We start from the raw sequence: 25154 nt of genomic DNA on the forward strand, positions 1-25154 counted from the left end.
CTATGGCACTTCCACTTGTCCGTTTGGGCGACCTGACCTCACATGGCGGAAAGGTCATCACCGCTTCGACCACGCATCTGGCGGGCGGCATCGGCATCGCGCGGGTAGGCGACAAAATCACCTGTCCGCTACCGGGGCATGGCGTGAATATGATCGTCGAGGGGGCGCCGACGTATCTGATTGGCGGCCGCATGGTGGCGTTGCACGGCCATCATTGCGCCTGCGGCTGCACATTAATCTCCAGTCTGGTCACCGCAACGCATGGCTGATACGAACGCCTATCAGAACTTCCTGGACTTCTTTTCGCGGCGCGACAAGGAGCGGCTCGATGGGCTGAATGAAGGCTACTTCAGCGGAATGACGCCCAACGAAAGAAACCAGGCGTTTGAATATTTGCGGCGCTTGGTCGAAGCGGGCGGCGGCCGGGAGAGCATCCATGGCTTGTTCATCGCCGATTGGGAGCGGGCGACCACTGTTCTGACGCGGCTGCTCAAGGAACACAGGTTCCAGGGCGAAGCAGAGGTGATCGCCGCCTGGAACGTCTACCGGGTCGAGCGCGACCGTTCGCTGCTGGAGATATTTATCCGCGCCATGTCCAGCGACGACAAACGCGTTCGTCAGGCGGCCGCGTACTATGTTCCTGCGGATACCGTCACACTGGAGTTACTCGCCGCGCTGAAACAGATGATCCGCGTGGAAACCGATCGACTTGCGGCCATTCACGCGGTCAACGCCCTGCTGGCGTGCTATGACGTCAGCAAGGAGTCAGTCGGTGCCAAGCCATACCGGGAAATTTATCTGGGACTGCGTGCCTTAGACTCCACAGCAAAAGAAGCGGCGTTCAGGCAGCTCGATGCGCTGTATGCGTGAGGCGCCGCGCCGCCACGCCTGCATCCACGCCGCCCGGCTCCAGCTTGAAGGCTGATACCAGCCCGGTCAGATGTTGCGCTTCCTGCGCCAGCGCATCGGCCGCTGCGGCGTCTTCTTCCACCAAGGCTGAATTCTGCTGCGTGCTCTCGTCAAACTCGACAATGGCGCTGTTGATGCGCTCGATGCCTTCGTTCTGCTCCTGGTTGGCGTTGCTCATCTCGCCCATGATGGCGGTCACGCGCTGCACGCTGTCCACCACTTCCAGCATGGTGGCCCCGGCTTCTTCCACCAGCTTGTTGCCGCCCTCCACCGTCTGCACGGTGTTGCCGATCAGCTCCTTGATTTCCTTGGCGGCCGCCGCCGAGCGGTGCGCCAGGCTGCGCACTTCGGACGCCACCACCGCAAAGCCCCGGCCCTGCTCGCCGGCGCGCGCCGCTTCCACCGCCGCGTTCAGCGCCAGGATATTGGTCTGGAAGGCGATGCCGTCGATCACCGAGATGATGTCGACAATCTGCCGCGATGAGGCGTTGATCTCGCCCATGGTATCGACCACCTGCCGCACCGCCGCGCCGCCTTTGGCGGCAATGGTGGATGCGCTCTGCGCCAGTTCGTTGGCCTGGCGCGCGCTTTCGTTATTGGCGCGCACCGTGGCCGCCAGTCGCGCCATCGCCGCCGCCGTCTGCTCGATGCTGCCGGCCTGCCGTTCGGTACGGCGCGACAATTCCGCGTTGCCCTGCGCGATCTCGCCCGAGGCGCCGGCAATGGTATGCGCGCCATCGCGCACGCCGGCAATCGTGTCGCGCATGGTCACCAGCATCTCCAGCAGCGAACGCGCCAGCCGGCTGCGCGGCCTCGCCTCGGTGGCCGACAGGTCGATCCGGCCCTCGATCGCAGCCAGCGCGGCAACGATGCTTTCCAGTTCAGCGGCCTGGTTGGCGGCGCGCCGCAGGATCGTAGCCAGAAAGATCAGCACCGCCGACTCCACCACCACATACGCGGCGTGAATAAACACGGTCGACAGCTGCGGCCGGGTGAAGCACATCACGCCGTAGTTCCATTCCTGCAGATAGTGGAAACTCAGATGGTGCACGGCGATGACGGCCGCCGCGACGACAATCGGCCGCCAGTCGCGGTAAGCCAGCAGGAAGGCAAGATAAACGAAAATACCGAAGTGCAGCTCGGTCAGCCCGGCGCCCTGATGGATGTTCAGCGCCGCAAACACCATGACCGCCACCGCCACCGCGCAGCGCGTCAGCAGCGAACCGGGCGCCGTGTAGTGCAGCGCACTCGGCACGCCGGCCGCCGGCAGGCCGATCAGCAGCGCCAAGTGCCAGGTGTCGTACAGTCCCGCCAGCGCCAGCGAGAACAGCTGCAAAGCCCACAGCACGCACAGCATCATCTTGTCGGCTTGCACGCCGATCGCTTGCAAAGGATCGTATTGCTTGGTCATGAATCGCTCCCGGCGAGCCGGTCTGCACAACGCGACTGCACGCGATGACGGGCCAGCTTATAATTTGCGTCACGGCTTACCGCATCATTCAATTATAGGATCGTCGTTTGCCCAGTGGAAAGGCAGCGTAGCGGAAGGCGGAGTGGGCGCAACACTTGCATACGGATACTCTCAGTTTCCATAGGCGTTATGTAGTAAAATTTCTTGCAAACGGCTCTTATAAGTAGTAAATTTACATTGGCGGCCGCAACCATCTCGCGGCCATTCCTTCGGCACTTTTTTTGCGACGATTTTCATACTATGGCTCTTTCCGATTTTGATCTGGTCCTGTTTGGCGGCAGCGGCGATCTGGCGATGCGCAAACTCCTGCCCGCGATGTACGCCCGCGACGTTGCCAAAGACCTGCCGCCGACCGCGCGCATCATCTGCGTCGGCCGCGCAGACGCCAGCCAGGAAGAATTCCTGCAAACCGTCGAGACCACCTCCAAGCCCCTGATCAAATCGCCGGCCGTGACGCCGGCCGACTGGGACCGCTTCACCAAGCGCATCGTCTACGTCTCGCTCAACGCCACCGAGGCCGGCAGCTACAAGCCGCTGGTGGACGCGCTGCGCAAGGACGAGGCCATCACCAAGGTCTACTACCTGGCCACGCCGCCGGCGATCTTCTCGCAGATTTGCGAAGCGCTGAAGGAAAACGGCCTGGTCACGCCGAACTCGCGCGTGGTGCTGGAAAAACCGCTGGGCCGCGACCTGGCCTCGGCCAAGCAGATCAACGCCGAAGTCGGCAAGGTGTTCGAGGAATCGCAGATCTACCGGATCGACCACTACCTGGGCAAGGAAACCGTGCAGAATCTGCTGGCCCTGCGCTTCGGTAACATCCTGTTCGAGCCGCTGTGGCGCCGCGAGTGGATCTCCGACGTGCAGATCACCATCGCCGAGAAACTGGGCGTGGGCAACCGCCTGGGCTACTACGACACCTCCGGCGCGCTGCGCGACATGCTGCAAAATCACCTGTTGCAACTGCTGTGTATCGTCGCCATGGAACCGCCGACCTCGATTTCGCCGGACGCGGTGCGCGACTCCAAGCTGCAAGTGCTGCGCTCGCTGAAAAAATTCACGCCGACCACGCTGGCACAGAACATCGTGCGCGGCCAGTACCGCGCCGGCCACGTCGACGGCAAAGCCGTGCCGAGCTACCGCGACGAACCGGATGCACCGGAACATTCGCGCACCGAAACCTTTGTTGCCATGAAGGCGGAAATCGATACCTGGCGCTGGGCCGGCGTGCCGTTCTACCTGCGCACCGGCAAGCGCATGGCCGACGGCCTGGCCGAAATCGTGGTGCGCTTCAAGCAGATCCCGCACTCGATCTTCGCCCAGCCGACCAACAGCTTCCAGCCGAATTCGCTGGTGATCCGTCTGCAACCGGACGAAGGCCTGCGCATGAACCTGATGGCGAAAACGCCGGGCGACGGCATGCGCCTGAAGCAAGCCGAACTGGAACTGGACTTCCGCGAGCAGTTCAAATCGCCGCGTATGGAAGCCTACGAGCGCCTGCTGCTCGACGTGCTGCGCGGCCAGCTGACGCTGTTCATGCGCGGCGACGAGCTGGAAGCCGCCTGGGAATGGGTCGAACCTATCCTCAACAACTGGGAATCGGACGACAGCTACCCGCTCCCGTACGCCTCCGGCACCTGGGGTCCGGCCGCGGCCTCCGCGCTGATCGGCCGTGACGGCCTGCAATGGCGCGAAGAAGTGCTGCCTGAGGATTAATGTAGATGCTGCTGGATTCCATCCGCACCCAACTCGACTCGCTCTCCAAATCGGAGCGCAAGGTGGCGTTGGCCGTGCTCGAACACCCGACGCAGACGGTCAACCAGAACATCACTGCGCTGGCCAAGAACGCCCAGGTGTCCGAACCGACCGTGGTGCGTTTTTGTCGCACGCTGGGCTATGACGGCTGGCACGAGTTCAAGCTCAAGCTGGCCCAGGGCCTGGCGCTGGCCTTGCCGGGCCTGAACGAACAGCCGACCCAGGACGACCTTGCGGCCGACCTGGTCAACAAGATTTGCAGCCGTTCGATCAATACCCTGCTGGACTTGCGCAACAACCTCAACCCGGAGCAGATCCAGAAGGCGCTGGACATCCTGTCCAAGGCCAACAAGATCGAGTTCTACGGCCAGGGCACCTCCGGCATCGTTGCCGCCGACGCCCAGCACAAGTTCTTCCGTTCCGGCGTACCGACCGTGGCCTATGCCGATCCGCACATCCACAGCATCGCCGCGGCGCTGCTGCGCACCGGCGACGCGCTGGTGGCGATTTCGCAGCGCGGCAACAGCCCGTCGCTGGTGCGCTCGGTCAAGCTGGCCAAGCGCGGCGGCGCCGAGGTGATCGTGCTGGCGCCGTCCGGCACGCCGCTGGCCGACCTGGCCACGGTGCTGATCCCGATCGACCTGATCTTCAACATCGACCCGTACACGCCGATTTCGGCGCGGCTGGCCTACCTGGTGGTGATCGACGTGCTGGCGGTCGGCCTGGCGCTGCAACGCGGCCCGGAATTCCGCAAGAAAATGCAGAACGCCCAGAAAGCCCTGCAGGAATTCGACCTGCAGTTCGATTCGTTTATCGGTTAGGCGGCTTGACGGCGGGTGTGCTACAGTGCATGGATTATTTGCCGCATCTACAACCTTGCGCCATGCACAACCGCCTCTCCCAGCGCATCCCTCTGCTCAGCACCAACATTCCCGGCCTTGACGACATCCTGGGCGGCGGCTTTCCCGCGCACAGCCTGTACCTGATCCAGGGCCTGGCCGGCAGCGGCAAGACCACGCTGGCCTGCCAGATCGGTTTCCAGCACGCGCACCAGGGCAAGAAGGTGCTGATCCTGACGCTGATCGCCGAAACCCACGGCAAGATGCTGAATCACCTGAGCAACTTCTCGTTCTTCGACGAACAACTGGTGGGCGAACGCATCGTCTTCATCGGCGCCTACAGCGACCTGCTCAAGGGCGGCCTGCGCGAACTGCTCAAATCGATCGCCGCCACGCTGGCCGAGCAACAGCCCGACATCATGATCATCGACGGCTTCCGCACCGTGCGCGAGGCCAAGCCGTCCGACGTGGCGCTGTCCGAATTCATGCTCTCGCTCAATTCGCTGGTGTCGACCATGGAATGCACCACCTTCCTGCTGTCGCCCACCGAAGGCAATGTGGCCGATTCGGAAAACACGCTGGTCGACGGCCTGATCGAACTGAGCCAGTACGAGCGCGGCCTGCAACTGATCCGCGAGATCAAGGTCTTCAAGCTGCGCGGCAGCAAGCACCTGCTGGGCCGCCACGTGTTCGAGGTGGGCGAGGACGGCGTCGAGATCTATCCGCGCCTGGAAGCGGTCAGCAGCCTGTCGCCGGCCATGCCGACCGCGGCGGCGGGCCGGGTCAGCTTCGGCATCCCCGGCTGGGACGGCCTGACCAAGGGCGGCGTGGCGCGCGGCTCGACCACCGCCCTGCTCGGCAATCCGGGCGTCGGCAAGACGCTGATGGGCCTGCACTTCATCCACGAGGGACTGCAGCGCGGCGAACAGGCGCTGATCATCGGCTTCTACGAGTCGCCGCAGCGGCTGCTGGAAAAGGCGCGCAGCGTCGGCCTCGATCTGGCCACCTATTTCCATAACGGCGCGCTGCAGATCATCTGGCATCCGCCGCTGGAGGTGCTGGTCGACAGCCTGGCCAACGGCCTGCTGCGCAACATCGAACAGCGCGGCGTGACGCGGCTGCTGATCGACGGCATCGACGGCCTGCGCGAAATCGTCATGCACGAGGGCCGCTCGCGCTCGTTCCTGGCGGCGCTCGTCAACGAACTGCGGGTGCGCAACGTCACCACCTTCTTCACCCAGGAACTGCCGTATTTCGGCGCCGGCACGGTGCAGGGCGAGGTCACCGCCTCGATGCTGTTCGAAAACATCATCCTGCTGCGCTATGTGGACGTGGCCGGCATCAACCTGCGCCAGATCGGCGTGCTCAAGCTGCGCGAAAACGGCTACGACGCCGCCAACCACGTGCTGCTCATTTCCGACCTGGGCATGAGCATCGACGGCCCCGTGTCCCCCAGCGTGCCGCCCGTGCTGAACCGGTAGCGTGCGGCCATGAGCGATCATCCCGCCCTCATGGACAGCAACCCGGATGGCAAGCTCATTCTGGTGGTCGACGACGAATTCGACGTCCTGTCGGCCTACACCATGCTGTTTGAGTTTCGCGGTTTTCGCGTGCGCACCGCCGCCAACGGCGCCGAGGCGCTGGCGGCGGCGCAGCGCGAGCGGCCCGACATCGTGGTGTCCGACTACATGATGCCGGTCATGAACGGCGCCGACCTGTGCGTGGCGTGGCGCGCCGACCCGGCGCTGGCGGCCATCCCGTTCATCCTCACCAGCGCCGGCATCCTGCCGCGCGACCTGCTGCCGCCGTACGACCTGTTCTTCCGCAAGCCGGTGTCGTTCGACACGCTGCTGGCGGCCATCCACCAACTGATCGCGCGCCCGGACTAGCCGATGGCGGGCGAGGTCGTTACCGTCGTCCTGCTGGCCGCGCTGCTGCACGCCAGCTGGAACGCGCTGGTCAAGGCCGGCCCCGACAAATACCTGAGCACCCTGCTGGTGGCCTGCGGCGCCGGTCTGGTATCGCTGCCGCTGCTGCCGTTGGCGGCGCTGCCGCACGCCGACAGCTGGCCGTGGCTGGTGGCGTCGGCCTGCTGCCAGGTGATCTACTACCGGCTGCTGGCGGCCGCCTACCGCCACGGCGACATGAGCCAGGCCTATCCACTGATGCGCGGCGCCGCGCCGCTGCTGGTGGCGCTGGCCAGCGTGCCGCTGCTGGGCGAACGGCTGCACCTGCGCCAGGACATCGCGGTCATGCTGATCTGCGGTGGCGTACTGACGCTGACCATCCTGCGCGGCGCCCGCGCCGGCGCCGACACCGCCGCCAACCGTGACGCCCGCCGCCGCGCCACCGGCTACGCCCTGCTGAACGCCGCCGTCATCGCCACCTACACCATGATCGACGCAGTCGGCGTGCGGCGCTCGGGTACGCCGGCGGGCTACACCATGTGGCTGTTCGTGCTGACCGCCGTGCTGCTGCTGTTGTGCTCCGCCAACCGCTGGGCCGAACTGCCGGCCTATGCACGGCGCCATGCGCGGGTCCTGCTGCTGGGCGGCGGCGGCACGCTGGCCTCGTACGGGCTGGCGCTGTGGGCGATGACGCTGGCGCCGGTGGCGGCGGTGGCGGCGCTGCGCGAGACGTCGATCCTGTTTGCGGCCGTCATCGCCGCCGTGTTCCTGCGCGAACGGCTGGCGCCGGGGCGCATCGTCGCCGTCAGCCTGATTGCCTGTGGCGCAATTGTCATGCGGCTGGGCTGAATAGGACGGCAACGCGGCAGGTTCGGAGTAAAATAAACGGACAACAACTTCTTTATCAGAATGGCAGTGCTTATGAACCAACTCGAACAACTCAAACAATACACCACCGTAGTTGCCGACACCGGCGATTTCCAGGCCATCCAGCAATACACGCCGCGCGACGCCACCACCAATCCGTCGCTGATCCTGAAGGCGGTGCAGAAGGACGAGTACAAGCCGCTGCTGGAAAAAGCCGTGCGCGACAACCTGGACGCCAGCACCGGCGAAGTGATCGACCACCTGCTGGTGGCGTTCGGCAAGCAGATCCTGCGCGTGATTCCGGGCCGCGTGTCGACCGAGATCGACGCCGCGCTGTCGTTCAACACCGCCGGCTCGGTGGCCAAGGGCCGCGAGTTGATCAAGCTGTATGAAAAGAATGGCATCGAGCGCGAGCGCATCCTGATCAAGATGGCCTCGACGTGGGAAGGCATCCGTGCCGCCGAGATCCTGGAAAAAGAAGGCATCCACACCAACATGACGCTGCTGTTCTCGCTGCCGCAGGCGATCGCCTGCGCTGAAGCCGGCGCCCAGCTGATTTCGCCGTTCGTCGGCCGCATCTACGACTGGTACAAGAAATCGACCGGCATTGACTACCAGGGCGCGGAAGATCCGGGTGTGCAGTCGGTCAAGCGCATCTACAACTACTACCGCAAGTTCGGCTACCAGACCGAAGTGATGGGCGCCAGCTTCCGCAACACCGGCCAGATCCTGGAACTGGCCGGCTGCGACCTGCTGACCATCAGCCCGGACCTGCTGCAACAGCTGGCCGACACCAACGCCCCAGTCGAGCGCAAGCTGAGTTCGGACAGCGGCAAAAACGCCACCATCGGCAAAATCGCGATGGATGAAGCCACCTTCCGCTTCATGGTCAACGAAGACGCGATGGCGACCGAAAAAACCGCCGAAGGCATCCGCGCCTTCGTCGCCGACACCGGCAAGCTAAAGCAAATCATCTCGGGCATGCGTTAATCTACCGGGCTTGATGAGTTCGTCGATTACGATTCGGCTGGGGCGGCGGGCGCGGGAGCGGATTGCGGCCGAGGGCGTGCAGGCGGCCGATATCGCTATCGTGCCGGCGGCGGCCGGCGGGCCGAAAGGCCTGATCCTGCACGGCCTCGATTGCTGGATGTTCGGCGAATTCTTGCGTCACGCGCCACGCCAGCGCCGTCTCGTGGGCGCGTCGATCGGCGCCTGGCGCATGGCGGCGTCGGCCTTCGATGATCCGGTCGCCGCGCATCAGCGGCTGGTGCGGCTGTATGCCGGCCAGCGCTACCCCGCCAAGGTCACGCCCGATTACGTCAGCCGCACCTGCCGCGCGCTGCTCGATGAATTGCTGGACGGCCGCGCCGCCGAAGCCGTCAATCACCCACACCACCACGTCTCCGTGCTGACGGTGCGCGGCATCGGCGCGCTCGGCAATACCAACGGCGCCCGCTGGCGTGAAATGGCCGGCTTTCTGCTGGCCGCCGCCGGTAACGCCGTGTCGCGCAAGCGCCTGGCGGCCTCGATGGAACGCGTGATTTTCCACCACCGCGACGACGACGCGCGCTGGCTGCGCGAGGAATTCGACGCCTTCGCCGGCCACTTCGTCGGCCTGTCGGCAGACAATCTGCGCGACGCCCTGCTGGCCTCCGGCTCGATCCCGCTGGTGCTGCAGGCGGTGACCGACATCGCCGGCGCTCCTACCGGCGCCTACTGGGATGGCGGCCTGATCGATTACCACCTGCACCTGCCCTACCAGCGCGATCCCGGCCTGGTGCTGTACCCGCATTTCAGTGACGGCATCGTGCCCGGCTGGCTGGACAAATCGATGCCGTGGCGCCGCGCGCGCGACCAGTCGCTCGACAATCTGATCCTGGTCTCGCCGTCGGCCGATTTCGTCCGCAAGCTGCCCAACGCCAAGCTGCCGGACCGCAAGGATTTCACCGTCTACGCCCAGGACCACGGACGCCGTAATCGCGACTGGCTGCAGGCCATCGGCGAGAGCCAGCGGATGGCCGACGACTTCGCCCGCTGGTGCCAGCAACCCGACCTGAAGCAAGCCGCCAGTTTCTGACTCTGTTCCCAAAACGCAACGAAACGCCACGAAGGCGGCCACCAGCCGCCGCGACAGGTGCATACTTTATTGTCCGCTTTCTTGTTGGGAGTCATGATTATGAACGTCCTGTCGCAGATGCGTATCGGCACCCGTCTGGCCATCGGTTTCGCGGTGGTGCTGTTGCTGGCCATCCTGGCCACCTCGGTGGCGCTGGTCAACGCCCGCACCAACGCCAAGGCCACACGCGCCATGATGGAGCAGCCGCTGGCCAAGGAGCGGCTGGTGTCCGACTGGTATGTGCTGATCTACTCGGCCATCGCCCGCACCGCACTGATCGCCCGCAGCAGCGACGACAAACTGTCCGATACCTTTGCCGATGTCATCGCCGCCAGCACCAAGCGCGGCGGTGAGCTGCTGGGCCAGATCAAGGAATTGCTGTCGACGGACGAGGAACGCAAGATCTACGACGAGATCACGACGCTGCGCAACACCTACCAGAAGGCCAAGACCGACGTCATGAACGCCCGCAAGGCGGGTGACGCCGCCCGCGCAGAACAGCTGTTCCAGAACGGCTTCTCGCCGTCCGCCTCGGCTTACCAGGACCGCGTCAAGAGCTTCCTCGCCATGCAGCGCAAGGCCATCGACGACACCGCCCACGCGATCGATGCCGCCAACGACCGCAGCAACGCGCTGCTGCTGGTGCTGGGCGGGCTGATGGTGGCCATCGGCTCGCTGGCGGCCTGGGTGATTTCGCGTTCGATCACCGTGCCGCTGAAATCGGCGGTCGACATCGCCGCTACCGTCGCCAACGGCGACCTGACCACGCAATTCGCCACGCGCCACGACAAGGACGAAATCGGCGACCTGATGACAGCGCTGAGCGGCATGAATGACGCGCTGCGCAACGTGGTCAGCCAGGTGCAGATCGGCACCAGCACCATCGCCACTGCCTCCAACCAGATCGCTTCCGGCAATATGGACCTGTCGCAGCGTACCGAGGAACAAGCCAGTTCGCTGGAAGAGACCGCCTCTTCGATGGAAGAACTGACCTCGACCGTGCGTCAGAACGCCGAGAACGCCCGCCAGGCCAACCAGCTGGCGCAGACCGCGTCCGATGTGGCGGAAAAAGGCGGCGCCATCGTCGGCCAGGTGGTCAACACCATGGGCTCGATCAACGATTCCTCGCGCAAGATCTTCGACATCATCAGCGTAATCGACAGCATCGCCTTCCAGACCAATATCCTGGCGCTCAACGCCGCAGTGGAAGCCGCGCGCGCCGGTGAACAGGGACGCGGCTTTGCCGTGGTGGCGTCCGAAGTGCGCAACCTGGCGCAGCGCTCGGCCGGCGCCGCCAAGGAGATCAAGGAACTGATCGGCAATTCGGTCGATCAGGTAGAGATCGGCTCCAAGCTGGTCCAGCAGGCCGGCAGTACCATGGACGAGGTGGTGGCTAGCGTGCGCCGCGTAACCGACATCATGGCCGAGATCACCTCGGCCAGCAGCGAGCAAAGCATCGGCATCGACCAGGTCAACACCGCCATCGGCCAGATGGATAGCGTGACGCAGCAGAACGCCGCGCTGGTCGAACAGGCTGCTGCGGCCGCCGCCAGCATGCAGGAACAGGCGGCCCGGCTTGCCGAGGTGGCGTCGTCCTTCCGGCTCGGCAATGACGGATTGCACACCAGGCTGGCGGCGCCGGCCCGGCGACTGGCGCTGGGACCAACGTTGCAGCATTCTGTAACGTAATATTTCTAAAACCAAACTTTTTAAACAAAAGGATATATTGGTAGCGTTACCAATAATTACAAGCCATCTGCGGCTTGCGACCAGCCATGTCCTTTCTTTCCAACATCCGCATTGGTTCCCGGCTGGCGCTGGGCTTTGCCATTGTTCTCATACTCTCCATTATTTCGACCTCGTTCGCGCTGCGCAACGCGGTGGACAACGCCGCCGCCACCAAGCGCATGATGGCCGAACCGCTGGCGCGCGAACGCCTCGCCACCGACTGGTACACGCAGACCGCCGTCACCATCGCCCGCACCATCATGATGGCCAAGAGCAGCGACACCTCGCTGGCCACCACCTTTGCCGAAACCATGGCCGACGGCTCGAAAAAGGGCAACGTCATGAACCGCAAGATGGGTGAGCTGATCAGCAGCGATGAGGAAAAAGCCATCTACCAGGCCACGCTGGGCGTGCGCGCCAAGTTCGTCGAATCCAAGCAGGCGCTAATGGATGCCAACAAGGCCGGCGACAGCGACAACGCGGCGCGCATCTTCACTGCCAGCTTTACGCCATCGGCCGAAGCCTACCAGGCCGGCATGCTGAAACTGGTGGAGTACGAGCGCAAGGTGCTGGACCAGATGGCGCAGGATGTGGAGGCCGCCACCAGCCGCAGCATCAACCTGTCGATCACGCTGGGCGTGCTGCTGGTGGCGCTGGGCGTGGTGTGCGCGGCGCTGATTTCGCGCAGCATCACGCGGCCGCTGGAATCGGCGGTGGCAGTGGCCACCCCGGTGGCCGGCGGCGACCTGACCACCGAATTCGGCGTCGCTACGCGCGACCAGATCGGTGACCTGATGCGCGAGCTGCAAGGCATGAACAATGAACTGGTCAAGGTGGTGGGCGACGTCCAGCATGGCGCCAGGGCGATCGCGCTGGCGTCCAGCGAAATCGCGGCCGGCAACCATGACCTGTCGGCGCGCACCGAGCAGCAGGCCAGCGCGCTGGAGGAAACCGCCGCCTCGATGGAGGAACTGACCACCACCGTGCGCCAGAACGCCGACAACGCCCGCCAGGCCGACAAGCTGGCGCATGCCGCGTCTGCGGTGGCCGAACAAGGCGGCGCCATCGTCAACAAGGTGGTCGACACCATGGGGGCCATCGATGGTTCGGCGCGCAAGATCGTCGACATCATCAGCGTCATCGACGGCATCGCTTTCCAGACCAATATCCTGGCGCTGAATGCGGCGGTGGAAGCGGCGCGCGCCGGCGAACAAGGTCGCGGCTTTGCCGTGGTGGCGTCCGAAGTGCGCGGCCTGGCGCAACGCTCGGCGGCGGCGGCCAAGGAGATCAAGGGCTTGATCGATAATTCGGTAGCGCAGGTGGATGCCGGTTCGCAGCTGGTGCAGCAGGCCGGCGCCACGATGGCGGAAGTGGTGGCCAGCGTGCGCCGCGTGACCGACATCATGAGCGAAATCACCGCCGCCAGCGCGGAGCAAAGCATCGGCATCAATCAGGTCAACGAAGCGATTACGCAGATGGATGAAATGACGCAGCAGAACGCGGCGCTGGTGGAACAGGCGGCAGCGGCGGCGGCCAGCATGCAGGATCAGGCGGCGTCGCTGGCCGGTGTATCGTCGCAGTTCAAACTGCGTAGCGATGCCAGCGCCAGCGCAACTGCGCGCTTCACCCCTTCAGGAACATCTCCTGCAGGTCGTTCAAGAAGCGTTGGCCTAATTCCGTCGGCTTGATGATTTTGTAGTCGCGATACAGCAGCCCTTTGGCCTCGGCCGCATTGAGCTGCTGGTCGATGGCGTTGATGCTCAAGCCGGTGCGTTCGCTGAACAGATTGGGGTCGAAGCCGCCGTGCAGGCGCAGCGTGTTGAGCATGAACTCGAAGCCCATGTCCTCGCGCTGGATTTCATACTCCTCCTGCACCGGCGCGCCGAGTTTGACCTGTTCCATATAGGCCTTGGGCTGCTTGTAGCGGGCCTGGCGCAGGATGCGGTGCGGGAACGACAGCTTGGAATGCGCGCCGGCGCCGATGCCGAGGTAATCGCCGAACTCCCAGTAATTCAGGTTGTGGCGCGCGCGATGGCCCTCTTTGGCGTAGGCTGAAATCTCGTACTGGTTGTAGCCATTGGCGGCGGTCAGTTCGGCGATCATGTCCTGCATGTCGGCGCTGGCGTCATCGTCCGGCAGCGACGGCGGATACTTGGCGAACAGCGTGTTCGGCTCCATCGTCAGGTGATACAGCGACAGGTGCGGCGGCTTGAACGCCATCGCCGTTTCCACGTCGGCGCGCGCTTCTTCCAGCGTTTGCGACGGCAGCGCGTACATCAGGTCCAGGTTGAAGTTGTCGAAGTTGTCCAGCGCGATTTCCACCGCGCGTTTGGCTTCGCCGTCGTCATGGATGCGGCCCAATGCCTTCAGGTGACGCGCGTTGAAACTCTGGATGCCGATCGACAGCCGATTGACGCCGCTGGCGCGGTACGACTTGAACTTCTCCGCCTCGAAGGTGCCGGGATTGGCTTCCATCGTGATCTCGCAGTCGCTGTCGAGCGGCAGCAAGGTGCGCATGTCGGACAGCAGGCGGTCCAGCCCCGCGGCCGACATCAGGCTCGGCGTGCCGCCGCCGATGAAGATCGTATAGATTTTGCGGCCCCAGATCAGCGGCAAGGCCTGTTCCAGGTCGGCGCGCACCGCGTCCAGGTATTCCTGTTCGGGGAAGGCTTCGCCCTCCTTCGGCTCGTGCGAATTAAAATCGCAATACGGGCATTTGCGCACGCACCACGGGAAGTGAATGTACAGCGACAGCGGCGGCAGCGCCGTCAGGTTCAGCGAGCCGCCTTGCAGGTATTTCGCAGCGACGCCGGCGGCTTCGCTGATGTCGGCTGCTGGCTTGGCGTTTGCCTTGGTGCTGGCGCCGACGACTTTAATCGGGATCATTTCAGTTTCTCTACCAATGCGCGCAATGCCTGGCCGCGATGCGACAAGGCGTTTTTCTCTTCCGGCGCCAATTCGGCGGCGCATTTGCCGAGCGATGGGATGAAGAAGTAAGGATCGTACCCAAAGCCGCCCTGGCCGCGCGGCGTATCGACCATCACGCCGTTCCAGCGGCCGTCGGCGATGATCGGCTGCGGATCGTCGGCGTGGCGCAAGAACACCAGCACGCAGTAGTAATACGCGGACTTGTCTTCATGCTTGGCCAGTTCAACGATCATCTTCTCATTGTTGCGGGCGTCCGATTTCGGCTCGCCGGCGAAGCGCGCCGAGTACACGCCGGGCGCGCCGCCCAAAGCGTTGACGCACACGCCGGAATCGTCGGCCAACGCCGGCAGGCCGGTGATGCGCGCCGCGTGGCGGGCCTTTTGCAGTGCATTTTCCACAAACGTGTGAAAAGGTTCATCCGCTTCAGGAACATCGTACTCGCCCTGCGCGTGCACGGAGAAGCCGACGGTGGACAGGAGCTCGTTGAACTCCTTCAGTTTGCCCTTGTTGTTGGAGGCGAGGATCAGGCGTTTGGTCATGGCGTATTTTACTCCGTGATGCCCAGTGCCTGCTTTTGCAGCTTGACGATGTCGGCGATGCCGGCCTGCGCCAGGTCCAGCAGGCGGTCCATGCCGGCGCGGTCGAACGCCGCGCCTTCTGCCGTGCCCTGCACTTCAATAAAGTTGCCGGCGTCGGTCATCACCACGTTCATGTCGGTGTCGCAGTTGGAGTCTTCCACGTAGTCCAGGTCCAGCACCGGCGTGCCTTGATAGACGCCGACCGAGATCGCGGCCACGAAGTGCTTCAGCGGAATCGCCGGGATCGCGCCGCGCGCCACCAGTTTGGAGAAGGCGTCATACGCCGCCACCATGGCGCCGGTGATCGAGGCGGTGCGGGTGCCGCCGTCGGCCTGGATCACGTCGCAGTCCAGGTGCAGCGTGCGTTCGCCGAAGGCTTCCAGGTCGAAGGCGGCGCGCAGCGAGCGGCCGATCAGGCGCTGAATCTCCTGGGTGCGGCCGGACTGCTTGCCGCGCGCCGCTTCGCGGTCCATGCGGGTGTTGGTGGAGCGCGGCAGCATGCCGTATTCGGCGGTCAGCCAGCCCTGGCCTTTACCCTTCAGGAAGCCCGGCACTTTGTCTTCGATGCTGGCGGTGCAGATCACCTTGGTGTCGCCGCATTCGATCAGCACCGAACCTTCGGCGTGCTTGGTGAAGTCGCGGGTCAGACGCAAGGTGCGCAGCGCATCGACAGCGCGGCCGCTAGGACGGGTTACAACAGTCATGGGGATTCCTTATTTGAGTATTTGGGAGGATTTCTCGATCGCCCCGCGGATTTCCGCGATGGCTTTTTCAATTTCGTCGTCATCGAAGGCGTCGGCCGGCGCGGCGTCATCGGCTGCCGGCGTGTCGCGGATGGTGGTGCTGTGCAGGTCTTGCGGCAGCGCTTCGGTGGAAATCATGGTGGCCGTGATCGGCCCCAGATCATCCGCCATACTGCTGCCCTGCCACATGATGGCCAGCGCCGTGACGTTGTCGCTGGCGCCGCCCGCCGCCGTCAGCGCGGCCTGCAGTATATCCGGTACGGCGCGCACCACGGTTTGCTCGTGCATGCGGCGTACCAGTTCATCGTCCGGCAGCATAGACCACAAACCATCGGAGCACAACAGCAGCCGGTCGCCCGGCAGCAGGCTGGCGCCGGGCGAGACTTCCACCTTGGGCGGGCTGTCGGCGCCCAGGCAGTTGAACAGCTTGTTGCGGTCCGGATGGGTGGCGCGCTCGGACGGCTGCGCCAGGCCGCGCGCGATCAGGTTTTCCACGTGCGAGTGGTCTCGGGTGCGCGCCAGCAGCTGGCCTTCGCGCAGCCAGTACAGGCGCGAGTCGCCGCAATGGGCCCAGGTGGCTATGTTGTGCTGAATCAGGCAGGCGACGATGGTGGTGCGCGGCGCCTCCGGCATCTGCTGTTCGATGCGGTACTGGTGGATGTCGCGGTGGGCGGCGTGGAGCGCCTCTTCCAGGAAACGCTGCGGCTTCTTCACATAGGGCTGCGCCTGTTGCTGGAACATGGTGGAAATGGTCCGCAGCGCCACCGTGGCCGCCACTTCGCCACGCAGATGGCCGCCCATGCCGTCGGCCAGCACCAGCAGCAGCGCGTCGCGCGTAAAGCTGTAGCCCATGCGGTCCTGGTTGACCTTGCGGCCGCCGATGTGGCTTTCCTGATACACGGAGAATTGCATGGTGTCGTCCTCTCGATTCAGACCAGCGTGTCCGGGCCGGCCTTGGCGCGGGCGCCGCTGCCGCCCAGCCTGCCCATCAGCCCGCGCAGCTTGTCGATCATGGTCGGCGCGGCCGGCGCCGGCATCGCAACGGCCACGGCGGCCTGCAAGCCCTTCTGCACCGCGAACAGGCTTTGTGGCCGCTCCAGCGGCTCCACTTCCAGGCACCAGCGCACCAGTTGCACCAGTTCCGCCGAATACATGCCGTTCAGCTGCTGGAAATGGCTGGCCATCTTGTCTTCGCTCTTGCGCTGGTCGGCCGGCTGCGGCGGCGAGCCGACCATGCAGGCAAACATCGACGCGCCGATGCTATAGATGTCGGTCCACGGTCCCAGCCCGGTCTTGGCGTACAGTTCGGGCGGCGCGAAGCCGGGGGTGTACATCGGTGTCAGCGTCGGCAGGTCGGTGTTGACGGTCTGGCGCGCGGCGCCAAAGTCCAGCAGCATCGGCGTGCCGTCGGTGCGCAGGTAGATATTGGCCGGTTTCAGATCCAGGTGCAGCAGCTGGTTGGCGTGGACTTCGCGCAGCCCCTTGACCACCTGCGTGAAAATGGTGCGGATGAAGGCTTCGCCCACTTTGCTGCCCTTGCCGCGCTGCCGCTGGATGTGTTCCTGCAGCGAATGCCCCGATTCGTAGGCCATCACCATATAAACAGTTTCGTGCGCGCGGAAGAAATTGAGCACACTTACAACATTCGGGTGCGAGATGCGGGCCAACGCCCGGCCCTCCTCAAAAAAGCACTTGAGACCGATGCGGAACACGGGAAGATGGGCTTTTGAGACGGAAGGCACCAGTTCGCCGGGCTGCCGCAGCGCCAAAGAACTGGGCAAATACTCCTTGATTGCCACCGCGTTACCATCAGTATCATATGCAAGGTAAACAATACTGAACCCACCGGACGCAATTTTCTTTACAATGCGATATCCAGCAATTTCCAGACCATCTGGTAACGGGGCGTTGTTTTGTGCAGCCATAAGATTCCTCGCCTCAACACCCGGATTGTGTGGATAAATCACTGTTTTGTAAAGATTAAATCGGGGATATCCATTGAGCATTTCCAGCATGACGGGCTACGCGGTCGCCACCAGTGAAAGTGCGGCGGGAACACTGACCATTGAAATCAAGAGCGTCAACTCACGATTTTTGGACTTACAGTTTCGAATAAACGACGATTTGCGAGCGCTCGAACCCGATTTACGCTCCGCGATCATGGGCGCTATCACGCGCGGCAAGGTGGAATTGCGCCTCAGCTTCGGACGCAAGGCGGCCACCACCGGCACCCAGGCGCTGAATCTCCCCTTATTGACTGAAATACAACGCTTGCAGGGCGAAGTCAGCGGCCTGTTCCCCGGCGTGCAAACGATGTCAGTAGCAGAATTACTGCGCTGGCCCGGCGTTATCGAAGAGGCGCAGATCGGCCAGGAGTCGCTGCAGGCGGATGTGGCCACCCTCGCCGGCCGCACCATCGAAGCGTTTGTGACCAGCCGTCAACGCGAAGGCGCGGCGCTGGAAGCAATGCTGATTTCGCGCATCGAGGCGATGGAAGCCATCGTCAAGCGCATTACGCCGCTGATACCGCAAGTGGTGGCGGCGTTCCAGCAGAAGGCAATCGAGCGCATGCAGGATGCGCTGGGGCTGGCGTGCCAGGGGTCGAATTCGGCGCTGTCGCGCCAGGATGCGCTGGAGCGCATTCGGCAGGAAGTGATCCTGTACGGCATCCGCATTGACGTGGCCGAAGAGCTGGGCCGCCTGTCGGCACACCTGACCGAGACCCGTCATATCCTGAAAAAAGGCGGCCAGGTCGGCAAGCGCCTGGACTTCATGATGCAGGAGCTGAACCGCGAAGCCAATACGCTGGGCGCCAAGGCGTCGGTGAAGGAACTGGCCGATGCGTCGATGGAACTCAAGCTGCTGATCGAACAGATGCGCGAACAGGTGCAAAACCTGGAGTAATCAAAAGGAGCCGCGGCTCCTTTTTTTTATGGCGCAACCGCTTGGCTCAAAGCTGCCCTTTGAGCTTGTAGACCGGTTGATCGACCTCGCCTTTCTCCGCCATGGCAAGCAGGCGCTGCAGTTCCGTGCGCTCGTCGCCCTGCTTTGCAGCGGCCACCAGATTGCGCAGGATGGCGACATGCGCGGTCTGCAATGCCTGCGCTGCGGGCACGGCGACGTCCGGTTTCACGCCGACGTGTTCCCAATTGGTTTTGGAGACGAAATTGGTGGTGCGCGCCGTCGGGATCGAGGCCACGATGTCGTGTCCCAGGCTGAACCAGCTCACCGGGTTGGAGGCGCCGGCCGTGGTTTCACCGACCAGGGTGCCGCGCTTCAGCACCTGGAAGTCGTAAGCGCAGTCCTCGCCGCCGGAACCTGTCCGGGCCGAGGTCAGCACATACACCGGCTTGTCATAACGCTGCGCCACCGTCGGCACGCTCCAGATCTGGCGCGTCGTGTCGGTCGGGCGATCGTAGATGTCGATCAGGTGGCGCACGTCGCCCGCCGGCAGGAAATGACTCATCAGGTAAGCCACGCTGGCCGGACTGCCGCCGCCGTTGCGGCGCAGGTCGAGGATCAGCGCATCCGTGCCGCTGATGAGCGACATCGCCGCCGCGTAGGCCGGGCCGACGAATTCCACGTTGCCGAAGCCGCGCAACTCGATGTAGCCGACGTTGCCAGGCAGGCGTTCGATCTTCTCGATCTCATAGCCGCGCCGCGCGGCCGCGTTGCGCCATTCGTCCAGCTTGGCGCGGGTCGGCGGCTCCGGCGGACCGCTGGGCTCGGTGAAACCCTCGTAACGCGCGGCGCTGAAATGCAGGTCGCCGCTCAATGCGCGCAAGTCCTGCTGCAGCGCCGCGCTGAACGCCTTGGCGCCGGCGGCGTCCGCATAGCCTCCGTCGGCATTCTTCCTGATGATCGCACTGCCGAGCCGTTCGGCCTTTTCCGGCTCGATGTAATTCGCGTTGATTTTCGCCGCCAGCGTCTGCACGATTGCGGCGCGATCGGATGCTTTCAACGCGGTGTCCTCCACCGCCAGGGCGGGCCACGACAACAGCGCCCCCAACACGACCGCTGCGATAAGCTTCTTGCTACCAGACATACATTCCTCCAGGTTGGACTACGAATCGGTTTTGGTGTTGAGGTGTTGTAGCGCCTCCGTCAAGGCAGGCATATAGGAGCGGCTGGCGCGCAGCACGCTGCCGTCGCGCAGGCGCAGCATGGCGTCGCGGTTGGTGAGCGAACGCAGCTCGGTGATCATGTCCAGCCGCACGATGGACGAACGGTGCACGCGGTGGAACTGGCGTGGATCGAGCTGCGTGGCGAGGTTGTGCAGGCGTTCCCGCACCAGCCAGATCTTGCCGTTGGCATGCAGCGAGGCGTAGTCGCCGTCGGCCTCGATGCGCTCGACGTCGGCCACCGGCACCAGCACCGTGCGCGATCCCACCCGCACGCTGAAGCTGCGCAACGCCGGTGCCACAGGTGCTGCCTGTGCTGCGGCACGGCTTTGGCAACGGTAGGGAAACGCCTGCTGCGCGCGGTCCAGGGCTTCGTCGAAGCGTTCGTCATCGACCGGCTTGAGCAGGTAATCGAGGGCGGCCAGTTCAAACGCTTGCAGGGCGAAGCCTTCGTAGGCGGTCAGCAGGATCGCCATCGGCCGCTGCGCCGGCGGCAGTGCGGCCAGCATGTCGAGGCCGCTCTTGCCCGGCATCTCGACGTCGACGAACACCAGGTCGGGCTTCAGCGCCACAATCCCTTCGTACGCGCTGTCGCCGTCGCCAAATTCGCCCACCAGCTCGAAGGCGGCGCGCTGCGCCAGCCTCACTTTGACCGCCAGCCTGGCCAGCGGCTCGTCGTCGACGATCACCACCCGGATGTTCAAGCCGCCACCTCCATACCGCGCAGCGGCATGGAAATTTGCACGTGGAAGCGGCCGTCCGCGCGCCAGCCGGCATCCACCTGCTGATCCGCGCCGTACAGGTGGCGCAGGCGTTCCCGGACGTTGGCCAGGCCGATGCCGCTGCCTTCGTTCGCCGCTGGTTGGCCGTCATTTTGCACGCCGATCAACAGGCGCGCGCCGGCGCGCTCGACCAGAATATCCAGCCGGCCAGGCGCGGCCAGCGGCGCGATGCCGTGGCGGATCGCGTTCTCGACCAGCGGCTGCAACATGAGGTAGGGCACGACGCTGCCCAGCAGATCGGGGCCGGTCTTCATCGTCAGCTGCAGGCGCTCGCCGAGGCGCGCCTTTTCGATGGCGAGGTAGGCGTCCAGTAGAGCCAGTTCATCGGCCAGCGCATGCTCGTGGCGGCCATCATGCGCCAGGGTGGCGCGCAGGAAATCGGCCACGCACGCCAGCATGCGGTTGGCTTCCCGGTTGGACTGGGCCGACACCAGCGCCGAGATCGCGTTCAGCGAGTTGAACAGAAAGTGCGGATTGACCTGCAGGCGCAGCGCGCGCAACTCGGCGTCGCGGGCCGCGCTTTGCGCCTGGGCCAGATGCAGGCGGACCTGCTGCAGCGACAGGTAATAGGCGGCCACCGCATGCACCGCGCAGAATGCGACCAGCGCCAGCCAGCAGCTATCCAGGCCCCGTGCCAGATATTGCCATTGGTAGCCCGTCTCCCGTCCGATCGCGATCCCAAAGCTCTGTCCCAGAAAGGCGTTGGTAATCGCCATCGCATAGGTGGTCACCAGCAGTATCGGCCCCATCCGCAGCCACGACCATTCGCGGCGCCACATGGCCCGCTGCATCAGCGTCAGCGGAATCAGCCACAACAGGCAGGCGACGAAGAACAGCGCACGAAAGGCGATGATATAGCGATTGCTGTAGGCCGGCAGGCCCAGGATGGCCATGCAGACGCACACCGGCAGTGCGGCCAGCACGGGAGCAAGCAAGGGCGTTTCAACTTTCACGCAGGCTTTCCAAAGATGTAAGGAAGCATTGATCTTAGGTGAAGGCCGCGTGGCGGTCCAGTCCCATGCGGCGACCCGTGCATTCCTTGCGGCGAGCCGGTCGGCGATTATCCACCCATGGGAATAAACATTTCGTCTTTAGCGGATTTATTCAACAATCGACTGGCGTTACAGTGGAGTCACTTCAACTTCTTACCGAAAGAAATATCATGAAAAACGCTAACCAACTGTTGCACGCCTACCTGGCCAATATCCAAACCCCTGCCGCCGCTGCGGCGCTGTTTGCCGACGACGGCGTGCTGGAACTGCCATCGCTGGGCCCGCAAGTGCGCGCGGTCGGCCCCGCCGCGATCGAAAGCTTCATCGGCGGTCTGCTGAAAAAAGTGCCGGACTTCTACTTCAAAGATGTGCAGCTGTTCATCGACACGGAAGACAAAGTATTCGGCGAATACAGCGTGGAAGCCCTGGTGCCGTCGACCGGCAAAATCTACAAACAAACCTACGCCGGCATGCTGGTGGCCGAAAACGGCAAAATCAAACACCTGCGCGAAGCCCTCGACACCCTCGCCGCCGCCAAAGCCTTCACGCCAGACTGAACAGCTTGCTTGCGACTTCCTCCTGAAAAGCGTAATGTTGACTCACTTTCAGGAGGAGGCGTCATCATGGCCACAGCCACCTTACCGAGTAGAAAAATCGATCCCAATCTGCCCGACCTGCTGCTGGAAGAGTGCAGCGACGGGCCAGTGTTTTTGAGCGACGAACATGGCCCTTCGCACGTACTAATGACCATCGCCGACTACGAGCGCATTATTAGCGGCAAGCTGAACATCATCGAAATGTTGTGGATGCCGGGCATGCCGGACATCGACTTCGACCCTGTGCGCTCCATCGAATCGGTGCCCCCAGCCGACCTCTCGTAATGATTATCCTGGATACCAAGTGGTGTCCGAACTGCGCAAAGTCGCACTCGGCAAAGCCAACGTGAATGTCCAAAGATGGGCATCACAGAAGGATGTCGACACGATGTACCTGTCAGCCATCACTATTCATGAGCTGGAGGTAGGGATTTGTCGGCTCCAGCGCCGCCGTGACTTCAGCAGCGAAGCCCTGCGCAGATGGCTGGACAGCTATGTACTAAAAACTTTTTCGGGCCGCATCCTGCCGATAGATACCACAGTGGCACAAAGCAGCGCCGCGCTACATTTTCCGCAGACACGCCCATGGGCGGATGCGTTTATCGCAGCCACCGCGCTCGTGCATGGCATGGTCGTAATCACACGGAATACACGTGACTTTCACCCCATGGGCGTTACCGTTATAAATCCGCTTATAACACCTGATTCAGCTTGAGGATCTGGATGTCGGCTTTGCCGCCCATGGCTTTGACCAGGTCCTGGAAGTGCGGCGTGGCTTCGTGCGCGGTCAGCGCATCCTGGTCGCGCCAGGCTTCCAGCATGACGAAGCTGGCGTGGTTGCCGAGGTCGATATGCAAGTCGTAGCGCAGGCAGCCGGCTTCCGCGCGGCTTGGCGGCACCACCCGCTCCAGCGCCTCGCGCACCAGCACTTCATTGCCCTCTTTTGCGGTGATGGTGGCGACGACGATCAGATCTTTCATGGTATATCCCTGTCTAGGCTAAAAAAACCGATACTATCATCGGCGCCACAACTCGGCAGGAGAGCAGACCATATGGCAGAGATACGGGCAGGCATCGGCGGCTGGGACTTCGCACCCTGGCGCGAAACTTTCTATCCCAAGGAAGTGCCGATCAAGAAGCAGCTGGAATACGCCAGCACGCAGGTGACCAGCATCGAAATCAACGGCACCTTCTACCGCACCGCCAAGCCCGAACACTTCGCCAGCTGGGCCGAGAAGACGCCGGATGACTTCGTGTTCTCGGTCAAGGCCTCGCGCTACGCCACCAACCGCAAGGTGCTGGCCGAAGCCGGCGAGTCGATCGCGCGCTTCATGGACAGCGGCCTGACCGAACTGGGCGACAAACTCGGCCCCATCCTGTGGCAGCTGGCCGCCACCAAGCAGTTCGATCCCGACGACCTGGAAGCGTTTTTCAAGCTGCTGCCTACCAAGCTCGGTAAACGCAAGCTGCAGCACGTGCTGGACGCGCGCCACGACAGCTTTCTCAACGACGCTTACCTCAAGCTGGCGCGTAAATACAAGGTCGCCACCGTCATCACCGACTCGCCGAAATTCCCCAACTTCACCGAGCTCACCGGCGACTTCGCCTACGCCCGCCTGATGGATGCACACAGCGACATCGCAACCGGTTACACCAAGCCGGCGCTGAAGAAGTGGGCCAAGCAGGCGCAGGCCTGGCAGCAGCAAGCCAAGTCCGGTCAGGTCTACGTCTACTTCATCAACGGCGCCAAGGAGCGGGCGCCGGCGGCGGCGCAACACTTGCTGTCGTTGCTGTAAATTGAGTACCTCGCGTTGCTCTTGGTAAAATACATCTTTGGGCGACGGAAAACGGCGCCCGCTGACGAATTTGAAAGATCAACATGAGCTCAACCAAGGCATTTTCGGGCAGCCTGTTCGTGGTGGCGGCGCCGTCCGGCGCCGGCAAGTCGACGCTGGTCAACGCGCTGCTGGCCAAGGAACCGACCATCAAGCTGTCGATTTCCACCACCACCCGCGCGCCGCGTCCGGGCGAAACCCACGGCCAGCAATACTACTTCACCACGGCGGAAGATTTCGTCGCGCGCGCCGACAACGGCGAGTTCCTGGAGTGGGCCGAAGTGCACGGTAATTATTACGGCACCTCGCGCCTGATGGTGGAAGAACAGATGAAATCCGGCACCGACGTGTTGCTGGAAATCGACTGGCAAGGCGCGCGCCAGGTCAAGAAACTGTTCCCGCAAGCGGCCGGCATTTTCATCCTGCCGCCATCGATCGACGCGCTGGAAGAGCGCCTGAAAAAACGCGCCACCGATGAACCGCACGTGATCACCAAACGGCTGCTGGCGGCGGGCGGCGAAATCGCCCACGCTCCCGAGTTCGAGTATGCTATTATCAACGAAGAATTCGACGTCGCGCTGTCGGAATTGACAGCGATAGTCCGAGCGGCCCGTTGCCGGTTTGCGCAACAAGCGGCACGCAACACCTCGCTCTTTGCCCAGCTGGGCATCCACGCTGAATAATTACACAAGATTTTAGGAGTTTTAGATGGCCCGCATTACGATTGAAGATTGTCTGAAAAATATACCGAACCGTTTCCAGCTGACCCTGGCCGCCACCTACCGCGCGCGCCAACTGCTGCAAGGCCACACCCCAAAAGTGGAAGCCAAGGACAAGCCGACCGTGGTCGCCCTGCGTGAAATCGCAGCCGGCAAAGTCGGTCTGGAAATGTTGAAAAAGGTCCCAATGTAAGTTGGGACCGCGTTCCCGATCAATGCGAATGTGGTATGTTTTGTAGCAGCTAGACATTCTCATCGAGACGGAACGCAT

The 25154-nt window shown here is 63.3% G+C and carries 27 protein-coding genes and 1 pseudogene; 18 read left to right on the plus strand and 10 right to left on the minus strand.

Annotated elements, in window-relative coordinates; translation table 11 throughout:
- The first annotated feature begins 2 nt into the window (after nucleotides 1-2).
- Nucleotides 3-269, plus strand: coding sequence for a PAAR domain-containing protein (locus tag HH213_RS03995; protein ID WP_110844682.1), 267 nt, complete (start codon nucleotides 3-5; stop codon nucleotides 267-269).
- On the plus strand, nucleotides 262-870 hold the full coding sequence (locus HH213_RS04000; RefSeq protein ID WP_110844683.1) for a hypothetical protein: 609 nt from the start codon (nucleotides 262-264) through the stop codon (nucleotides 868-870). The genes HH213_RS03995 and HH213_RS04000 overlap by 8 nt, the downstream gene beginning before the upstream one ends.
- On the opposite strand, the pseudogene HH213_RS30755 reads toward HH213_RS04000, so the two are convergent.
- A pseudogene (locus HH213_RS30755) lies at nucleotides 845-1699 on the minus strand (methyl-accepting chemotaxis protein); the annotation flags it as partial. The gene HH213_RS04000 and the pseudogene HH213_RS30755 overlap by 26 nt on opposite strands.
- A gap of 921 nt (nucleotides 1700-2620) precedes the next feature.
- Between HH213_RS30755 and zwf the strand changes: the two are divergent.
- From zwf to HH213_RS04050, 9 genes are all read left to right on the plus strand, one after another.
- Nucleotides 2621-4093 (plus strand): glucose-6-phosphate dehydrogenase, encoded by a 1473-nt coding sequence (zwf, locus tag HH213_RS04010; RefSeq protein ID WP_110844685.1) that lies wholly within the window; start codon nucleotides 2621-2623, stop codon nucleotides 4091-4093.
- Nucleotides 4094-4098: 5 nt separating this feature from the next.
- Nucleotides 4099-4953 (plus strand): SIS domain-containing protein, encoded by an 855-nt coding sequence (locus HH213_RS04015; protein ID WP_110844686.1) that lies wholly within the window; start codon nucleotides 4099-4101, stop codon nucleotides 4951-4953.
- Between the two features lie 62 nt (nucleotides 4954-5015).
- Complete coding sequence (locus HH213_RS04020; RefSeq protein ID WP_229263280.1) at nucleotides 5016-6452, plus strand: ATPase domain-containing protein; 1437 nt, start codon at nucleotides 5016-5018, stop codon at nucleotides 6450-6452.
- 9 nt (nucleotides 6453-6461) lie between these two features.
- Nucleotides 6462-6860, plus strand: coding sequence for a response regulator (locus tag HH213_RS04025; protein ID WP_229263282.1), 399 nt, complete (start codon nucleotides 6462-6464; stop codon nucleotides 6858-6860).
- 3 nt (nucleotides 6861-6863) lie between these two features.
- Nucleotides 6864-7727, plus strand: a complete 864-nt coding sequence (locus tag HH213_RS04030) for an EamA family transporter (protein ID WP_169110937.1) — start codon at nucleotides 6864-6866, stop codon at nucleotides 7725-7727.
- A 72-nt stretch (nucleotides 7728-7799) separates the two neighbouring features.
- Nucleotides 7800-8735 (plus strand): transaldolase, encoded by a 936-nt coding sequence (gene tal / locus HH213_RS04035; protein WP_169110939.1) that lies wholly within the window; start codon nucleotides 7800-7802, stop codon nucleotides 8733-8735.
- A 13-nt stretch (nucleotides 8736-8748) separates the two neighbouring features.
- On the plus strand, nucleotides 8749-9822 hold the full coding sequence (locus HH213_RS04040; protein ID WP_169110941.1) for a patatin-like phospholipase family protein: 1074 nt from the start codon (nucleotides 8749-8751) through the stop codon (nucleotides 9820-9822).
- A gap of 99 nt (nucleotides 9823-9921) precedes the next feature.
- Nucleotides 9922-11550 (plus strand): methyl-accepting chemotaxis protein, encoded by a 1629-nt coding sequence (locus tag HH213_RS04045; RefSeq protein ID WP_169110943.1) that lies wholly within the window; start codon nucleotides 9922-9924, stop codon nucleotides 11548-11550.
- Between the two features lie 86 nt (nucleotides 11551-11636).
- Nucleotides 11637-13277, plus strand: a complete 1641-nt coding sequence (locus tag HH213_RS04050; protein ID WP_169110945.1) for a methyl-accepting chemotaxis protein — start codon at nucleotides 11637-11639, stop codon at nucleotides 13275-13277.
- On the opposite strand, the gene hemW is transcribed toward HH213_RS04050, so the two are convergent.
- From hemW to HH213_RS04075, 5 genes are read right to left on the minus strand one after another with little or no spacing between them, the layout of a single operon-like run.
- Nucleotides 13213-14475, minus strand: a complete 1263-nt coding sequence (gene hemW / locus HH213_RS04055; RefSeq protein ID WP_169110947.1) for a radical SAM family heme chaperone HemW — start codon at nucleotides 14473-14475, stop codon at nucleotides 13213-13215. The two genes, HH213_RS04050 and hemW, sit on opposite strands and share 65 nt — an antisense overlap.
- A complete protein-coding gene (gene rdgB / locus HH213_RS04060; RefSeq protein ID WP_169110949.1) occupies nucleotides 14472-15056 on the minus strand; it encodes an RdgB/HAM1 family non-canonical purine NTP pyrophosphatase in 585 nt (194 codons plus the stop codon). The genes hemW and rdgB overlap by 4 nt, the downstream gene beginning before the upstream one ends.
- 8 nt (nucleotides 15057-15064) lie before the next feature.
- Complete coding sequence (rph, locus tag HH213_RS04065; protein ID WP_169110951.1) at nucleotides 15065-15799, minus strand: ribonuclease PH; 735 nt, start codon at nucleotides 15797-15799, stop codon at nucleotides 15065-15067.
- Nucleotides 15800-15808: 9 nt separating this feature from the next.
- Nucleotides 15809-16750, minus strand: coding sequence for a PP2C family protein-serine/threonine phosphatase (locus HH213_RS04070; RefSeq protein ID WP_169110953.1), 942 nt, complete (start codon nucleotides 16748-16750; stop codon nucleotides 15809-15811).
- Nucleotides 16751-16767: 17 nt separating this feature from the next.
- Entirely contained in the window at nucleotides 16768-17763 is a 996-nt protein-coding gene (locus HH213_RS04075) for a serine/threonine protein kinase (RefSeq protein ID WP_169110955.1), read from the minus strand.
- A gap of 88 nt (nucleotides 17764-17851) precedes the next feature.
- Here HH213_RS04075 and HH213_RS04080 point away from each other — a divergent pair, with 88 nt between their 5' ends.
- A complete protein-coding gene (locus HH213_RS04080; protein WP_110844698.1) occupies nucleotides 17852-18742 on the plus strand; it encodes a YicC/YloC family endoribonuclease in 891 nt (296 codons plus the stop codon).
- 46 nt (nucleotides 18743-18788) lie between these two features.
- Here HH213_RS04080 and HH213_RS04085 read toward each other — a convergent pair whose 3' ends face one another.
- Genes HH213_RS04085 through HH213_RS04095 form a run of 3 tightly spaced genes read right to left on the minus strand, consistent with a single transcriptional unit; the run spans nucleotide 18789 to nucleotide 21694 of the window.
- Nucleotides 18789-19883, minus strand: coding sequence for a S41 family peptidase (locus tag HH213_RS04085; protein WP_169110957.1), 1095 nt, complete (start codon nucleotides 19881-19883; stop codon nucleotides 18789-18791).
- Between the two features lie 18 nt (nucleotides 19884-19901).
- Nucleotides 19902-20663 carry a LytR/AlgR family response regulator transcription factor gene (locus HH213_RS04090; RefSeq protein ID WP_169110959.1) on the minus strand — a complete coding sequence of 254 codons (762 nt, stop codon included), beginning with the start codon at nucleotides 20661-20663 and terminating at the stop codon, nucleotides 19902-19904.
- Entirely contained in the window at nucleotides 20660-21694 is a 1035-nt protein-coding gene (locus tag HH213_RS04095; RefSeq protein WP_229263284.1) for a sensor histidine kinase, read from the minus strand. The genes HH213_RS04090 and HH213_RS04095 overlap by 4 nt, the downstream gene beginning before the upstream one ends.
- Before the next feature lie 209 nt (nucleotides 21695-21903).
- Between HH213_RS04095 and HH213_RS04100 the strand changes: the two genes are divergently transcribed.
- The 3 genes from HH213_RS04100 (at nucleotide 21904) to HH213_RS04110 (ending at nucleotide 23044) form a co-directional block, all read left to right on the plus strand.
- Entirely contained in the window at nucleotides 21904-22290 is a 387-nt protein-coding gene (locus HH213_RS04100) for a nuclear transport factor 2 family protein (RefSeq protein ID WP_169110961.1), read from the plus strand.
- Between the two features lie 66 nt (nucleotides 22291-22356).
- Nucleotides 22357-22614 (plus strand): type II toxin-antitoxin system Phd/YefM family antitoxin, encoded by a 258-nt coding sequence (locus HH213_RS04105; RefSeq protein WP_169110963.1) that lies wholly within the window; start codon nucleotides 22357-22359, stop codon nucleotides 22612-22614.
- Between the two features lie 22 nt (nucleotides 22615-22636).
- Nucleotides 22637-23044 (plus strand): type II toxin-antitoxin system VapC family toxin, encoded by a 408-nt coding sequence (locus tag HH213_RS04110; protein ID WP_308494525.1) that lies wholly within the window; start codon nucleotides 22637-22639, stop codon nucleotides 23042-23044.
- Here HH213_RS04110 and HH213_RS04115 read toward each other — a convergent pair.
- Nucleotides 23022-23309 carry a putative quinol monooxygenase gene (locus HH213_RS04115; protein WP_169110965.1) on the minus strand — a complete coding sequence of 96 codons (288 nt, stop codon included), beginning with the start codon at nucleotides 23307-23309 and terminating at the stop codon, nucleotides 23022-23024. The two genes, HH213_RS04110 and HH213_RS04115, sit on opposite strands and share 23 nt — an antisense overlap.
- Nucleotides 23310-23381: 72 nt before the next feature.
- On the opposite strand from HH213_RS04115, the gene HH213_RS04120 reads away from it, so the two are divergent.
- From HH213_RS04120 to rpoZ, 3 genes are all read left to right on the plus strand, one after another.
- Complete coding sequence (locus tag HH213_RS04120) at nucleotides 23382-24125, plus strand: DUF72 domain-containing protein (protein WP_110844704.1); 744 nt, start codon at nucleotides 23382-23384, stop codon at nucleotides 24123-24125.
- An 83-nt stretch (nucleotides 24126-24208) separates the two neighbouring features.
- On the plus strand, nucleotides 24209-24847 hold the full coding sequence (gmk, locus tag HH213_RS04125; RefSeq protein ID WP_110844705.1) for a guanylate kinase: 639 nt from the start codon (nucleotides 24209-24211) through the stop codon (nucleotides 24845-24847).
- Nucleotides 24848-24872: 25 nt separating this feature from the next.
- Nucleotides 24873-25076 carry a DNA-directed RNA polymerase subunit omega gene (gene rpoZ / locus HH213_RS04130; protein ID WP_056443456.1) on the plus strand — a complete coding sequence of 68 codons (204 nt, stop codon included), beginning with the start codon at nucleotides 24873-24875 and terminating at the stop codon, nucleotides 25074-25076.
- The last annotated feature ends 78 nt before the right edge of the window (nucleotides 25077-25154 follow it).

This window comes from Duganella dendranthematis (assembly GCF_012849375.1).
In the GTDB taxonomy this organism is placed as follows: Bacteria; Pseudomonadota; Gammaproteobacteria; order Burkholderiales; family Burkholderiaceae_D; genus Rugamonas; species Rugamonas dendranthematis.